This is a genomic window from Paenibacillus tianmuensis (genome assembly GCF_900100345.1).
Lineage (GTDB): Bacteria > Bacillota > Bacilli > Paenibacillales > NBRC-103111 > Paenibacillus_G > Paenibacillus_G tianmuensis.
In genome coordinates, this window is sequence record NZ_FMTT01000004.1 from 167,766 (window position 1) to 182,861 (window position 15,096).

A 15,096-nucleotide genomic window follows, 5' to 3' on the forward strand; every position below is an offset into this window, starting at 1 on the left:
TCCGCGCATCTATTATTTTGGAATTGCAATCGGATGCCCCGACTGTTACTCTTACTATACATTCGGCTGCGGACAAGCGTATAGGAAAAACGCGACAGAACGATTTTCCCGCATAACGGGGCAAGGGAGAGATTTGATGCACAGGACGGCCGACGAGACCCCAAGAGGACTATTGCATCCGAAAAACGGTGAAAAAAAGTTTGTATTGTCCCGATTCCAGCCTTCGGCGGAAATCGACTTTTTCGTGCAGCATTATTGGATCGTCAAGTGGGACTTGCGCGGAGAAGCGCCGTATCGTCAGACGGTATTGACCCATCCGAACGTCAATCTGGTTTTCGAACCGGAGCTTACGCGCATTTACGGCGTTACCAGTGTGACCTCCTCTCATTTGCTGCAGGACCGAGGCTGGGTACTTGGCCTGAAATTCAAGCCCGGAGGCTTCTACCCTTTCCTGAACGAGCCGATATCCCGGTTGACGGACAGCTCCGTCAGCTTCCGCGAAGTGTTCGGGATGGATAGCGGGCCGCTTGAGAAAGAAATTTTTGCCCAAGAGGAGATCGAGCCGGCGCTCCGCCGGGTGGAAACGTTCCTCGGCGAGCGGCTCCCGGCGCCGGACGACAACGTCAGCTTGGTGAGCGACATCGTCAGCCGCATCCAAAACGACCGGACCATCGTCAAAGTGGATGATGCCGTGCGCCAAACCGGAGTGCACAAGCGGACGCTGCAGCGCATGTTCGACCGCTATGTCGGCGTAAGCCCCAAATGGGTCATTCGGCGCTACCGGCTTCATGAAGCGGCCGAGCAGATGCACCATGGCTCCGTTCCCGATTGGTTGCAGCTTTCCTTGGCGCTCGGCTATTACGATCAGTCCCATTTCATCCGCGATTTCAGGTCGATTGTGGGGCCGTCGCCGGAGCAATACGTCAAGAAGCATCATTCCTGCTAACCCCGGGCTGCTGCCGTTCGAATAGGCAAGGCAAGCGTGGAGCAGGTCCGGTTCGTTGGAACCGGGCCGTTTTGTCGTACTCCGGGGTCATTCCGCGCCGTCTGGCTCGTGCTGCCACGGGTCGGGCAGCAGTCCCGTATAATTCGCAGAAGGCGACTGGAGGTCGCGCTCCAGCACGAACTTCGAACGGTCGCCGCGGAATATTTCCTGCGAATGCTCCATTGGTATGCCCGCCGTATCATAGGTAACGGAACGGACCATCAAGGCGGGAGCCCCGACGGCCACCTCCAAATATTCGCTGTACTGATCATCGGTCAGGATCGGCTCGATCCAGTCGACACATTTGCTTAATTGATGCCCGTACTTGCCGCGGAACACGTCGTACAGCGAGCCATGAATTTCCTCAAGAGCAAGACCCGGCGCAACCTTCCACGGAATATACGTAATGGAATATTTCAGGGGCGTCCGGTCAACATACCGCATACGGATCAGCTTGAAGAGCGGGTCCGTTTCGGCGACCTGCAGCATCTTGGCCAGCTTCGCGTTTGCCGGCACCACAGCGAATTCCAGCACCTTCGTTTCGCCGGTTAGCCCCAGCCGCTTCATATAATCGTCAAAGCTGATGTAGCTGGACAGCGGCTGCTGAATTTTGGAAGAAGCGACGAAGGTGCCCTTGCCTTGCGTTTGCTCGATATGCCCCTCCAGCTTCAAATGATGCAGCGCTTGCCGGACCGTCGTCCGGCTCACCTCAAATTGCTCGCACAGCTCGTATTCGGTCGGCAAGCGGTCCCCCGGCCGATACCGTCCCGACTCGATCAGCTCCAGTATACGGTTTTTCAGCTTATGATAGAGCGGAGCGTCCGCTTTCGTTTTTGCCACGTTGAAACCTCCGATAAGAACCATAGTCATTGTACCCAAACATTCGATACAAATTTAGATACAACTATAGGATACAACGTTGAAGATAGGTATTCAAGAGCCTATTTTATCTGAAAATAACCCGTTGACGCCGCTCGGAAGGCGTGTTAAATTTGTAATGACAAATGCAAATTAATAATATTTGTAATAACAAGTGCTTCTTAGGAGAAGGAAGGAGTCGGCATCAGCATGAGCTATATCATCGGCGTAGACGGCGGCGGAACCAAGACGTATGCAGTTGTTATCGACGAGCATGGAAACAAGCGGGGAAGCGGCATTGCCGGATGCGGCAATCATCAGATTGTCGGCATCGATAAGGCGCTGGGGCATATCCGGCAATCCGTAGAACAAGCGATTCAGGAGGCCGGCCTGGCTCATGACGATATCGCCTTCGTCCAGTACGGCCTTGCGGGTGCGGACCGGGAGCACGATTTCTCGATTCTTCGCCCCGCGCTGGCGACGCTGCCTTTTGCGAATTGGGACGTCGTCTGCGATACGATGGAAGGCCTTCGTATCGGCTGTCCGGACAATGCGGGCGTCGTGCTCGTCTGCGGCAGCGGCACGAATGCGGCGGGACGCAACGAGGAAGGCCGCACGATTCAAACCGGAGGCCTTGGAACGCTGTACGGCGACGCCGCAGGCAGCCACTACATGGCGACGCGGACATTCCAAGCGGCGGTTCGCTCATGGGAGTACCGGGACATTCCGTCCGTTCTGCAGCACAAAGTGCCTCGTTATTTCGGTTTCGACACCGTCGAGCAGATGGTGAACGATTTTCTGGACCGGGACATTTATTCGCTGCGGGAGGGCAATCTCACGATCGTACTGCACGAGGCGGCTGACGAAGGCGACGCTCTGGCGATCCGCCTCCTGCAGGACACCGGCCGGGAACTCGGCATCGCGGCGTGCTCGGTCATCCGCCGGCTGGGCGGCTTCCGGAAGGAGACGATTCCGATCGTGCTGGTCGGCAGCGTCGTGCAGAAAGGCCGCAATCCGCATTTGCTCGCCGCCTTGGAGGAGACGGTCCGGCAGGAGCACGGCTCCATCGAACTGATCATTCCGGAGATGGCTCCGGTTTACGGCGCCGTACTGCTCGGCATGGACCATCTGGGTCTGGCGGCAGGCGAAGCTATGCATTCCAAATTTGCAGCTTACGGAGGGTATGAAGCATGAAAAAGGAATCGTTAAAAGTAGCCGTTATCGGTGGCGGCTCTTCCTACACGCCAGAATTGATCGAAGGCTTCATCAAACGGTATCCCGAGCTTCCCGTGAAAGATTTGTACCTGGTCGATATCGAAGCCGGCAAGGAAAAGCTCGAAATCGTCGGCAATCTGGCCAAGCGCATGCTGGAAAAAGCGAACGTCCCGATCAATCTCCACTTGACGCTGGACCGCCGGGAGGCGATCCGGGATGCCGACTTCGTCACGACGCAGCTCCGCGTCGGCCAGCTCGCGGCACGCGCCCGGGACGAGCGCATTCCGCTGCGCTACAATCTGATTGGGCAGGAAACAACCGGCGCGGGAGGCTTCGCCAAGGCGCTTCGTACGATTCCGGTCATTCTGGATATTTGCAAGGACATGGAAGAGCTTGCGCCCAATGCTTGGCTGCTCAACTTTACGAATCCGGCAGGGATCGTGACGGAAGCTGTACTGAAGCATTCCAGCATCCAGACGATGGGGCTCTGCAATTTGCCGATCGGTACCCGGATACAGATCGCCAAGGCGCTGAATGTCGACGTCTCCCAAGTGGACATTGAGATGATCGGCATCAACCATCTGAACTGGACGACTCGCATGATCGTGGACGGCGTCGACGTGACCCAGCAGGTGCTGTTCCAAGCAGCAAGCGGACAAAGCGGGTTTACGATGAAGAACATCCCGGATTTCGGCTGGGATCTCGAATTTTTGAAATCTCTCGGCTCGCTTCCGTGCGCTTACCACCGTTATTATTATTTGCGCGACGAGATGCTGAAAGAGCAGCTCCATGCGGCGGAAACGACAGGCACACGGGCAGAAGCCGTGAAGAAGGTCGAAGACGAGCTGTTCGAGATGTACAAAGACCCGAACCTGAACGTCAAGCCTCCGCAGCTCGAAAAACGCGGCGGTGCCTACTATTCCGAAGCGGCACTGAATTTAGTCTCTTCCATTTACAATAACAAAAAGGACATCCAAACCGTCAACGTGCGCAACAACGGCATCATCGGCTGCCTGCCGGACGACGTCTCGGTAGAAGTGAACTGCGTGATCGACGCGAACGGCGCCCACCCGGTGCAGTTGACCACGCCGATCGACGCCAAAATCCGCGGGCTGCTGCAAGCGGTAAAAGCTTACGAGGAGCTGACGGTCGAAGCTGCCGTCACCGGGGATTACGGGACCGCGCTTCAAGCGCTGACCCTTCATCCGCTCGTCGGCTCCGCTTCGCTGGCCAAGTCGGTGCTGGACGATATTTTGCGGGAAAACCAAGCGGAGCTGCCTGTTTATTGGCAACGTTAACGGTCCTATAAGACAAGATCCCGCCTGTTCCTTTCGGAACCTGGCGGGATCTTTATTTTTGTGCTCGGGCGGGTTAAACTCCCTTTCGTATCAGGTGCTGCAGATCCGACCAGCGAATCGGACGGATGCCTTCAGAAGCGATCACCTGACGAATGGCTGGATCGCGGAACAGCTCGAACTCCATACCCCTTTTCTCCCAATAGGAATGAATGGCCATACTCTTACCAGCTTCTTTTCGAAGCCTTTTCGAGGAAGAACCATTCGTGTCTTAGAGGAAGCTTTTCTTGAAATGATAGAATGGTTCAGCTCCGCTGAAAATTTTTACATTCTATCATTATAAAAAGCAGGCTCTCGCTGAGAGAACCTGCTTCTTCGGGTATGCCGTTAAAAAATCGCCTATTGCTTCAGTACGCCGACAAGCCGCTTCGCTTCACCCGTCGGGGTCGCTATCACTTCGTATATATTAATGTCCAGCGGATACTCGTGCTCTTCGGTGCGCAGGGCGTCGAACTGAATAAACTGTACGCCGCTGATCAACCGGTTCACGCCGCTGAACGGCAGCGACTTGGTCGACAATATTTTGCCCGTCTTATCTACGAGCTCCAACTGCATTTTGGACGAATTCGGATCGACGACGACATGCTCGTGGCGGGTAATGTCCATATCAAGCTTCATCCGATACGTATAGCTGATTGGCGTGTTCGGAGAGAGCGCCGAAGGTACGATATACCGCGCGTTCAGCGTCCAGTCATTGAGCTTGACGTTGAACGGATAGAACGACATATTTTTCAGGTCCAGCTTCGTTTCCTGCATGGCCACACGGTACGCTCCGATCGCCGTCGAGGCCGGCGCTGCCGTCTTCGCATCCGTGAACTTCAGAACGTATTGCTCATCCTCGTTCTCGGTCGGCATGTTGAACGCATAGCTGACAGCATAGCTCGTTTGCGGCATAATCTCCGCTATCGTCCCCGCTTGACGATTGCCGGAATACGTCATGCCCTGCGCCGTAATCAGTTTCGTTTGGAATGTCGGCACCAGAACTGGCAGGTCACTGTTGTTCTTGAGCAGCAGCTTCGCAATCACGGTCTGATAGCCTTCGCCATCATTCTCATGACGATGGAACTCGACCATCGACACCGACAGGCGCGGATCGATCGTATCGGACAAGCTGTCAAATGCGAAAGGCTGGCCCGGTTCGTAAGGCTTGGCCGCATTGAATTCCGTCGTGCTGCTCGTGACCGGCAGCGCCACCCGATAACGACCCACGCTGTAGGAAACCTGGCTGGGCTGGCCTTTGGGATCGAGCTGGCGGAACGTTTCCGGAGTCAGCACGTTGAAACTCGTGAGCACGGTATCCTTATCGGTCGGGATGGCGAAATGGATGTACCGCTGCTCCTTTGGCTCGAGCACCAACGGCGACGCCTCGACCCGTTTTCCCGGGAAGACAGTTTTATCGGTGCTGCCGTTCCCGTTCGACTTGCCGTCCAGCGTAATATCCGGGACGGCCTCCTTGGTCGCGGACGGATTCTCCACGCGCATCTTTACGGTCGTGACCGGGCCTTGCGGCGTGTTATCCCGGTTCACCGAAACCGGCGTATAGACAAGCGGCGATTCCAGCGCCGGACTTAGCGTAAAGGAGCGCTCCCACGACAGCACCGAGGAAGAAGCATTCGCGAAGCCGGACAGCGGCCCGGTCCATTCTTGTCCTTTCACGGGCACCGCGAGCCGCACGGTTTCCTTCTTCGGATACGAGTACCAGTCGACGGCATACCAGACAAGCTCGGCAAGCTCCGCAGGACTCCGGCGGTCCACCTTGACGAAGAAGTTCAATTCCTCGGTCGTACCCGGACGAATGGCATGGGCGTTAAACACGCTCGCTTGCATCGGATATTCGTACCCGTCGGCGGTTTTGACCCGCAGCTCCAGATCCGGAATTTTCGCCACCTTGGCGTCCGAGCTCCGAACCCGCACAACCGCAGCGATGCGTGTGCCTTCGCTGGTCGTCTCGTTCAGCAAGCTCTTGATTTCGACCTGCAGCTTATCCGCTAGCGTATAGCTTTGCAACTGTGGCGTTCCAGTAATCGTGCCGGAAGCCGTCTTCGACGCGTCGGCCGCTGCCGCAGCTTCCGAAGCCGCCATGGCAGGCGAAATGGACGCCGTACCGAGCAGGGAAGCCGTCAGAACGACGGAAAGCGCCGTTTTTTTCCATTGTTGGTTCGAATTCATCATGCTGCAACCTCTCCCACCGTTGATTTTACTTTAACCCGGCGCGACTCCCACATCGTCAGCAAACCGACGGCAAGCGACATCACGCCGATCATCACGACAAATACACCGAGTTCCCTTGCGAAATATTCGAGCGAGCCGCCACGATAGCCGATGCCCCGAATGAATTTGAACAGCCAGGTCAGCGGCAGCATATTGCTGACCGCTTGAATCGGCCCGGGGAATATAATCGTGGTCACCTGTACGCCGGACAGCATGAAGGACGGGTACACAATCGCATAGGTGCGAAGCGCCACCTTCGATGGGTCCGCCGCCGTCCAGCCGACGACCATACCCATTAATGTGACCGTCAAGGTGTAAAGCAGCAGCGGAACCACAAATTCCAGCGGGTTCCCGACAAATCTAAGCCCGCCAAGCTGCTTCAAAAGTCCGAAGGCCAGCATCAAGCTGATGCAGGAGATCACCGCATACGGCAGCACGCGCGACCAGAGCCCGATCGGCGAACGAAGCGCCTCCTCCAGCCGGCCCTCTACCCGCAGACGAGGGACGATGGATGCGGCGGCGATGGCGGTAATCCCTAGAGCCACCACATTGACGAAGCCGATGACCATGAAGCCTATAAAATCGGAGGTCGGGTTAAACAACAGCCGCTGCTGCAGCGAGATCGGGGAGGCAATTCCCATCGCCGCATCGTCGCCGAGTCCCATCACCTTCAGCTTGCCTACGGACAGCGTCGTGTTCTCGATCGTAATCAGCTCCTGCATACCGGAACGTATGTTCCCAATAGCCGACGGCATCGAGTTGTCGATGAGCAGGCCTATATTAATTTGCTTCCCTTGGAAACGATACTGTTCCATCCCCCGCGGCAAATACATGATGACCATATATTTTTCATTGGCCATCAGCTTTTCCGGCGGGATCGCCTCGTGGAACACGTCCACGACGTTCAAGTATTGGGATGCGTTCACCTTGTCGATAAACTGCTGGCTGTACAAGCTGTTGTCTTCATCGATGACCACCATCGGCGCTTCGTTGATTTGACCGTTCTTGAACATGTAACCGAACAGTGCGGCCACGATAAGCGGAGCGATCAGAATCGCCAGGACGAATTTGCCGGATAGCGCGTATTTCCATTCATCGAGCTGGGATTTCATCGACATGCACCTCCGCTGTCATGCCTGGCAGCAGCTTGTCGGTCCGCTCTACGTAGACACGCACTTGGAACGAATTCAAATCCGCGGTGCCTTTCTCCCGGCTCATGCGAAGCGCGGCGAATTGTGGCGCGGCCGTGACGAACTGTACCTTGCCCTCCACTTTGTCCGGCAGTGCGGCAAAATGCGTAGGTACAGCGGAACCGGCCTGGAACTTTCCAACTTGTCGCTCGTCTACATATAAGTCGTAATAAAGCTTGCCTGTTTCCAATACGACGACCGGCATCCCGGAGCCAACATTCTCGCCCGCCTTCGGAATAATTCTGACCACCTTGCCGTCAGCCGGAGCGCGCAGCGTGAAGCGGCCCTTCTGCACATTCAGCGATTCCATCAAAATATGAAGCTGCTCCAACTGCTTGTTCAGCGCCTCGATGCCGATTTGCTGATTCGAGATATCGCCTTCGGCGAGCTGCTGCTGCTCGACGACCGCCTTCGCGCGGTCCGCTTGCAGCTCCGCCAGCTTGCGTTCTTTATCCGTAGCGCCGGACAGCATTTTATCCAAAACGGTCTGCTGCTGGTTTCTCGCATTCTCCAGCGTCATCACCTGGCTGCGCGCCTTCTCGACCGCATCACGGTGATCCTTGTACGAATACGGATTATTATCGTACGTCTCCTCCGTGTTCAGCAGTTGGTTGTACAGCTTGAGCGCATGCGTGTACGATTCCTCCGAGGCCGCGACGGCAAGCTTCTGCCGTTCGATATCTTCGCTTCTCGCTCCGTCCGCCACCTGCGCCACCTGCGTCTCCGCCTGCGACAAGCCGACCTGCGCCAGCCTCACCGCATTATCCAGCTTGCTTTTGGCGACTTGGATGCCGTCTTCCGCTTGCTTGATCTTTAAGGTCGTAACCTCCACATCGGCCTGCGCCTTGCGGAGCTGAAGGTCGATATCCGTCGGATCAAGCGTCATCAATACGTCCCCCTTGCGTACCGTCTGCTCCTCTTTGATCGAAAGCTCGATGATTTTGCCGGCGACGCCTTGAAAGGATACATTCACCTGCTCTGCCGTCAGAATGCTTCCTTTGTTGGAAGAGGCCAGCGTTACCGCATCCTTGCCCTGTGCCGCCAGCATCCAGCCTCCCCCGCCGAGCGCAAAAGCCAATACGACGATTGCCGCCACTTGTTTCTTCATTTCCTCCGTTCCCCTCTCCTGATGCTTCTTTTCTCTATATGGTCTATAGCGGGCTCTTGATTCCGTTAAGAATGAATTTGGTCGTCAGCTCCGCAACCGATGCTTCGGTCTCGGCCGCCTTAGGCTGGGCGGATTCGTTCTCGTCCCGGAATACGGGGTCCAGAAACGGGCTGCTGCGCGAAAACACAAGCGTACCTACGATAAAATGCACCGTATGGCGGGTCGAATCGAACTCGAACTGCCCCTTGGCTTTGCCCGCCTCAAGAATGAGCCGCAGCTGCCGCCAAAGCACGTGGATAATCGACTGCAGCTTCTCCAGCCGGGGACTCTCCATCATGACCTCCTGCTGAAGTATATTAATGAGCTCGGGCTCCGCCAAGCGGAAGAGCGTAAACTCCCGGATAAACGATTGCAGATCGTGTACAGGATCGTTCAGTTCGTACTCCGTCACCAGGAACGCCGGGGCGAACGTTTCGAACAGCGCATAAAACACGTTCTCCTTGCCGCCGAAATGATAAGACACCAGAGCGAGCGCCACTCCCGCTTCATCGCAAATTTGCCGCACAGTCGTGCCTTCAAAGCCTTTTTTCGCGAACAGCTTCTTGGCGGCGTTCAATATTTTCAGCTTAACGTCTTTTCCCTGCGCTTCTGGTTTCATGAAAACCTCCCTTTCAGTTTGAACACATGTTTTGAACGAACGTTTTGAACAATCGTTCAAGTTATCTCTGAGTGGTATTTTATACTGGATAATCTAACCTGTCAATAGAAAACTAACCATTTTTTTTGCCAGCTGACACGCTTCTATTATTAAGAGAAATGCCGTACGCTGCTCCATTCGGGCGAGAGACCCACCGGCTTGTCCGACTCGCTGCTTGCCTAAGCGGGAGAATTTCGGATGAACGCAAAGAAGCCCGGGCCGAATGCGGCCGGAGCTTCGAAGCTGACGCAGCGAAAGCAGGCAGAAGGGGCGATTACCCCTTTACGCTGCCCGCCGTGACGCCCTCGATAATCTGCCTTTGCAAAAAGATGAAGATGATAATGATCGGGATGACGCTGATACTGATCGAAGCGCACAGGGCGCCATAGTTCATGTTGAATTTGTCCGCAAACCCGACGACCGCCACAGGCAGCGTCCGGAGCGTCTGTGTAGATAGAAAAAGGTTGGCCATGACATATTCGTTCCAATGGCCGAGGAAGTTAATGATAAACACCGTAACGAGCGTCGGCAGCGACAGAGGGAATATAACCCGGAACAGCAAGCCATAAGCGGACAGCCCATCCATGACGCCGGCCTCTTCAAGCTCAGTAGGAATCGCCTTCATGAAAGCGGCCACGACAAAGACGGTTAACGGAATCCCAAACGCCATATACGGTATAATGAGCGCCAGCGGAGTGTTGTACAGCCCCATGTCCTTCACCATAATATACAGCGGAATAAGCAGCGAAGCGGGAGGAATGAGCAGCGAGAGCAGCAGCAGCCCGTACACCAGCTTGCTGAGCGACGGGAACCGCATTCTCGTAACCGCAAAAGCGATCCCCATGGCGAGCAACAAGGACCCGACCGTAGCGATGGTAGCGATATAAAGGCTGTTAAAAAAATACGTGCCAAGGTGTGAATTTGTCAGCGCGCTCTCATAGTGCGAAAAGGAAAACTCCGAAGGCAGTCCCCATGGATTCGTGATAATCTCGTTATTTTTCTTTAAAGACGAGATCACAATGAAGTAGATGGGATAGACGATGATCAGCACGTACGGAATCAGGACGAGATGAGGAATACTTTTGACCAACGCTTTACTCATGTCAGTATTTAACCTCCTCTACCCTGCGTGAGAACATATGGAAAATGAGCGTGACGATAGACGTAAACACAAAAATGATAATCGCAATAGCATTGGCGTAACCGTATTCGCCGGCTGAATACGCCTGCTTGTACATATACGAGGCCATAACTTCCGAACTGCCGAAAGGGCCGCCGCTGGTCATAATCAAGACGATATCCAGCGCCTTCATCGCGCCCGTAATCGACAGCAGCATGACGACGACAATAACCGATCGAATGAGTGGAACGGTGATGTGCCACGCCTTCTTAAAACCGACAGCGCCGTCGATTTCCGCCGCCTCCAGCACTTCCGAAGGAATCGCGAAGATGGCTGCGAGCACCAGAACGATATAAAATCCGGTCCACTGCCAAGCGTTCGCTATGAGCACCGCAGTCATAGCCGTATCCGAGGTTCCAAGCCACGGCTTGGCCACTTCGGCGAAACCGGTAGCGCGGAGAAGCTGATTGAGCAGCCCGGCATCCGGCTGGTAGATGAATTGCCATATAATCGACACGGCGGCCGTCGACAGTATGCTCGGCAAAAACACCGATACTTTATAAAGTCCCAGCATCTTTTTCGCCCTGCTGACGATAATGCCGACCGTGATAATGATCGGAACCTGGATAAAAAGCGAAAACCCGACAAAATAGATGTTATTTTTAAATCCGATCCAAAACTTTTCGTCTTGGAGCGCTTTAAGGAAGTTTTCGATTCCGTTGAACACCGGTTCGTTAATCCCGTTCCAGCTTGTGACGGAATATCTTAGGGACGAGATCAGCGGAACGATATAGAACGTCACATATAAAACCAGGGCCGGGACGATAAAAATTAAGTAGGCCACCGGATTTCTCAGCACCTTATTCATGGATCACCCTCCGATAGCAAAATGCGGGCGCCGCGCGATGGCGGCACCCTTGTTTAGCTGTTTATTTTTTTTGGCCGTCGGCTTGATTCGCTTCATCCTGCGTTTTTTGCATCCGTTCGGCAAGTTTCTCCGGTGCAATTTGTCCGCCAAGCAGTTCTTGCATCGAAGATTCGAGCGTCACCTTCACTTTCGGCTGAACCAAGGCGTCGAACGCCGGGAATGCGCCTTTGGACGATCCTTGAGCGTCGCTGATTTCTTTGACCAGCGGATGCGCGTCGTTCGCGCCTTTGACGTTTTTCATAGCCGCAATCCGGTTTGCTTTGTTAAGCTGGTCGGCTTGATTCTCGATCGTGTAGAAGTTTTTGATGAACGTTTTAACGGCTTTCAATTCATTGTCGTTCAGGTGAGCGGAGAAGCCGTAGCCGTTACTCCAGCCGCCGTTGATGTAACCGTCGCCTTTGCCGCCCACATCCGGGAGACGGAAGAAGCCGACATTGTCTTTCACGGTCGATTTCTCTTTGTCAAGCACCGCGGAAGTCGTCCACGTGCCGTCAAACAACATAGCAGCCTGGCCTGTGTAGAACTTCGCCTGACCTTCGGCATATTTCAGTCCCAATACGTTAGGATCAATATAGCCTTTATCCTTCAATTCCTTCATCCGCTTGAACGCCTCTACAACCGGAGCGTCAGTCCACTTGGTTTTGCCCGATTTGAAGCCTTCCTGCTGCTCGGTACCGCCTAAGCCGACAAACAAGCTGTTACCGAACATGTTGATCGCCCAAGCGCTTTCCGGTCCGCCGCCCAGCGCGATCGGCGTAATTTTTTTCGCTTTCAAAGCTTCGGAGACTTTGAGGAACTCTTCCCAGTTTTTCGGAACCTGGACGCCGGCGTCCTGGAACATTTTCTTGTTGTAGTAGAACCCTTCCACGTAACCGGATTCCGGCAGACCGTAGATTTTGCCGTCTACCGTAAATTCGCTTAGATTGTAGAATTGGTCCGACAAGCCAAGCTCTTTCAGAATATCGTTCAACGGGAGCAAATGGCCTGCCTTGGCATAGTTCTGGGTATCCGCACCACCGAATAAGTTGAAAATATGCGGCGGCTTGCCGGAGGACATTTCCGCTTTCAGCTTCACATCGCGGTTAACGGTATCTTCGACGGCGTCGAGGTTCAGCTTAAGTCCCGGAACGTCCTGCTCCGTTTTCGCCGTCACCTTCTGCAACAGCTCCAGCGCCGATTTTGCCGTTTCCCGGACGTTGATGTGACGCACCGTCATTTGGAACGAGCCGCCCTTCGCCTCCGTTCCCGCAGCCGACTTGCCGGCCTCCGCTCCTTTGTCTTTGTCGCTATTCGCAGCCGGCGCAGAGCTGCCGCAGCCAGCCAGTACGGTGGTCAGCAAGAGCGCTGCGCTTGCGGAACAAAGTACACTTTTCTTCATCTGGGAATCCCCCTATGTCAATATTTGTATCGGTGACCTTCACCTTGCTTTTATTATAAAATCGCGCCATGACGCGTCACAGGTATACATTTCAACTTTGGTGGGATAAAATTATCTACTTAATCATATTTACCATTTTTAATAGTGTCTTCCTGACATAAAAAGAGACAACCCGCAGGTTGCCTGATCATCGGAAAGGATATGGTATAATAAGAGGACTAGTCGTACAAGCGCAAAAGAGTGGGAGGTAAGACCTATGGAGTGCCGGATTGGATGCGCCGCCTGCTGCATCGTCATATCGATTTCATCCCCGATCCCGGGCATGCCGGAAGGCAAGCCTGCCGGGGTTCGCTGCATCCAGCTCACTGCGGATAACCGCTGCGGATTGTTCGGGAGCCCGAAACGTCCGGCCGTATGCGGCAGCCTGCGAGCGTCGGAAGAGATGTGCGGCCGATCGAACGAAGAGGCCTATGCGTATTTGGAAGCTTTGGAGCGGGCGACAAGCTGAGAGTATTTAGACAAGAGCCTTTGGCCTGCCGGGCTGGTTCGCAATTTCAAATAAAAAGAAGAACCCGAAGCAAAGCTGCTTACAAGCAGCTCTCGCCTCGGGTTTTTCGTATGACTGATTTATTTTTTAGCAAGCTGGTGAATCGGATGGCCGAGCGCGCCTTCGGCGGCGTCCATCGTAATTTCGCCAAGCGTCGGATGGGCGTGAATCGTCATCGCAATGTCTTCAAGCGTAGCGCCCATCTCGATGCCGAGCGTCATCTCCGCAATCAGGTTGGATGCTTCCGCGCCGACCACCTGTGCCCCGATCAAAAGGCCGGTGTCTTTGTCGCCGACAAGCTTCACAAAGCCGTCCGTGACGTTCATCGATTGCGCGCGGCCGTTCGCCCCGTAAGGGAACTTGCCGGTGAACACGTTGATGCCTTTGGCTTTCGCCTCGGTCTCGCTGAGACCTACGCCGGCGATTTCTGGATCGGAGAAGACGACGGCCGGAATAACTTTGTAGTCCACAACGCTCGACATTCCGGCAATGGATTCTGCCGCCACTTTCGCCTCATACGAAGCTTTGTGAGCCAGCGCCATGCCCGGTACAATGTCGCCGATCGCATAAATGTGCGGAACGTTTGTCTGGCATTTTTCGTTGACTTGGATCAAGCCGCGTTCGCCGACCTGTACGCCTGCGAGCTCCAATGACAAGTCGCCATCGGTATTCGGACGGCGGCCGACGGTAACCAGCACGTAGTCCGCGGTTATTTTATGCTCTTCGCCTTTGACGGTGTAGGTTACCGTCACGTCTTTGTCCGTTTGCTCGCAGCCTTGAGCCATCGCTTCGGTGACGACTTCGACGCCGAGCTTTTTCAGGTTGCGCGCCACCGGCTGCGACAGTTCTTTTTCGAAGCCCGGCAGGATGGAATCGGAGCCTTCCAGCACCGTTACCTTCGCGCCGAACTTGGCATACGTTTGTCCCAGCTCGATACCGATATAGCCACCGCCGATGACGACAAGGCTCTTCGGCAGCTCGCTAAGCGACAGCGCTTCGGTCGAGGACAGAATGCGTCCGCCGTACGGGAATGCTTTCAGCTCGATCGGACGGGAGCCTGTCGCAATAATGCAGTGGTTGAAACGGTAACGCGCCGTTTCGTTATCGTTGAAGACGCGCGCTTCATTCTCGTTGATGAACAGCGCTTCGCCGTTAAATATTTGCAGCTTGTTCCCTTTCAGCAGCATCCCTACGCCGCCGCTTTGCTTCTTGACAATGCCGTCTTTCCACTCCTGGACCTTCGCCCAATCGATGTTCACGTTCTCCGCCGAAATCCCGATCGACGTGGCATGCTTGATCACTTCGTAATGATGCGCCGCGGAAATCAGCGCCTTGGACGGAATGCAGCCGCGGTTCAGACACACGCCGCCAAGCTCGGATTTGTCCACGATCAGCACGCTTTTGCCAAGCTGAGCTGCGCGGATACCGGCTACATAACCGCCGGGGCCGGCCCCGATGACCAGAACGTCAATTTCAACCGATGCGTCTCCTACTACCATCTTGG

At 54.9% G+C, this 15,096-nt stretch carries 14 protein-coding genes; 4 read left to right on the forward strand and 10 right to left on the reverse strand.

Translation table 11 applies throughout. The features are described 5' to 3' along the window. Positions 1-136 precede the first annotated feature (136 nt). Positions 137-946 (forward strand): helix-turn-helix domain-containing protein, encoded by an 810-nt coding sequence (locus BLO51_RS04580; RefSeq protein ID WP_090667440.1) that lies wholly within the window; start codon positions 137-139, stop codon positions 944-946. Between the two features lie 87 nt (positions 947-1,033). Here the strand turns inward: BLO51_RS04580 and BLO51_RS04585 are convergent, their stop codons facing one another. Continuing rightward, positions 1,034-1,825, reverse strand: a complete 792-nt coding sequence (locus tag BLO51_RS04585) for a GntR family transcriptional regulator (protein WP_245719530.1) — start codon at positions 1,823-1,825, stop codon at positions 1,034-1,036. 228 nt (positions 1,826-2,053) lie between these two features. On the opposite strand from BLO51_RS04585, the gene BLO51_RS04590 reads away from it, so the two are divergent. Both BLO51_RS04590 and BLO51_RS04595 read left to right on the forward strand, forming a co-directional pair. Then, on the forward strand, positions 2,054-3,037 hold the full coding sequence (locus BLO51_RS04590; RefSeq protein ID WP_090667446.1) for an N-acetylglucosamine kinase: 984 nt from the start codon (positions 2,054-2,056) through the stop codon (positions 3,035-3,037). Then, a complete protein-coding gene (locus BLO51_RS04595) occupies positions 3,034-4,356 on the forward strand; it encodes a 6-phospho-beta-glucosidase (RefSeq protein ID WP_090667449.1) in 1,323 nt (440 codons plus the stop codon). The genes BLO51_RS04590 and BLO51_RS04595 overlap by 4 nt, the downstream gene beginning before the upstream one ends. A 73-nt stretch (positions 4,357-4,429) precedes the next feature. On the opposite strand, the gene BLO51_RS29670 is transcribed toward BLO51_RS04595, so the two are convergent. From BLO51_RS29670 to BLO51_RS04630, 8 genes are all read right to left on the reverse strand, one after another. Further along, positions 4,430-4,573, reverse strand: coding sequence for a hypothetical protein (locus tag BLO51_RS29670; RefSeq protein WP_217266690.1), 144 nt, complete (start codon positions 4,571-4,573; stop codon positions 4,430-4,432). Positions 4,574-4,752: 179 nt separating this feature from the next. Further along, on the reverse strand, positions 4,753-6,585 hold the full coding sequence (locus BLO51_RS04600) for a hypothetical protein (RefSeq protein WP_090667453.1): 1,833 nt from the start codon (positions 6,583-6,585) through the stop codon (positions 4,753-4,755). Next, positions 6,582-7,736, reverse strand: a complete 1,155-nt coding sequence (locus BLO51_RS04605) for an ABC transporter permease (RefSeq protein ID WP_090667456.1) — start codon at positions 7,734-7,736, stop codon at positions 6,582-6,584. The genes BLO51_RS04600 and BLO51_RS04605 overlap by 4 nt, the downstream gene beginning before the upstream one ends. Further along, complete coding sequence (locus BLO51_RS04610) at positions 7,717-8,922, reverse strand: HlyD family secretion protein (RefSeq protein ID WP_090667460.1); 1,206 nt, start codon at positions 8,920-8,922, stop codon at positions 7,717-7,719. The genes BLO51_RS04605 and BLO51_RS04610 overlap by 20 nt, the downstream gene beginning before the upstream one ends. 43 nt (positions 8,923-8,965) lie before the next feature. Further along, the gene (locus BLO51_RS04615; RefSeq protein ID WP_090667464.1) at positions 8,966-9,580 is read right to left on the reverse strand and encodes a TetR/AcrR family transcriptional regulator; all 615 of its coding nucleotides are present in this window, start codon (positions 9,578-9,580) and stop codon (positions 8,966-8,968) included. Positions 9,581-9,893: 313 nt separating this feature from the next. Continuing rightward, complete coding sequence (locus tag BLO51_RS04620; protein WP_090667467.1) at positions 9,894-10,721, reverse strand: carbohydrate ABC transporter permease; 828 nt, start codon at positions 10,719-10,721, stop codon at positions 9,894-9,896. Position 10,722: 1 nt separating this feature from the next. Then, entirely contained in the window at positions 10,723-11,607 is an 885-nt protein-coding gene (locus tag BLO51_RS04625) for a carbohydrate ABC transporter permease (protein WP_090667470.1), read from the reverse strand. 61 nt (positions 11,608-11,668) lie between these two features. Next, positions 11,669-13,045 carry an extracellular solute-binding protein gene (locus tag BLO51_RS04630; RefSeq protein ID WP_090667473.1) on the reverse strand — a complete coding sequence of 459 codons (1,377 nt, stop codon included), beginning with the start codon at positions 13,043-13,045 and terminating at the stop codon, positions 11,669-11,671. Positions 13,046-13,301: 256 nt separating this feature from the next. On the opposite strand from BLO51_RS04630, the gene BLO51_RS04635 reads away from it, so the two are divergent. After that, positions 13,302-13,553, forward strand: coding sequence for a YkgJ family cysteine cluster protein (locus BLO51_RS04635; protein WP_090667476.1), 252 nt, complete (start codon positions 13,302-13,304; stop codon positions 13,551-13,553). A gap of 119 nt (positions 13,554-13,672) precedes the next feature. Here the strand turns inward: BLO51_RS04635 and lpdA are convergent, their stop codons facing one another. After that, positions 13,673-15,091 carry a dihydrolipoyl dehydrogenase gene (gene lpdA / locus BLO51_RS04640; RefSeq protein WP_090667479.1) on the reverse strand — a complete coding sequence of 473 codons (1,419 nt, stop codon included), beginning with the start codon at positions 15,089-15,091 and terminating at the stop codon, positions 13,673-13,675. Positions 15,092-15,096 lie beyond the last annotated feature (5 nt).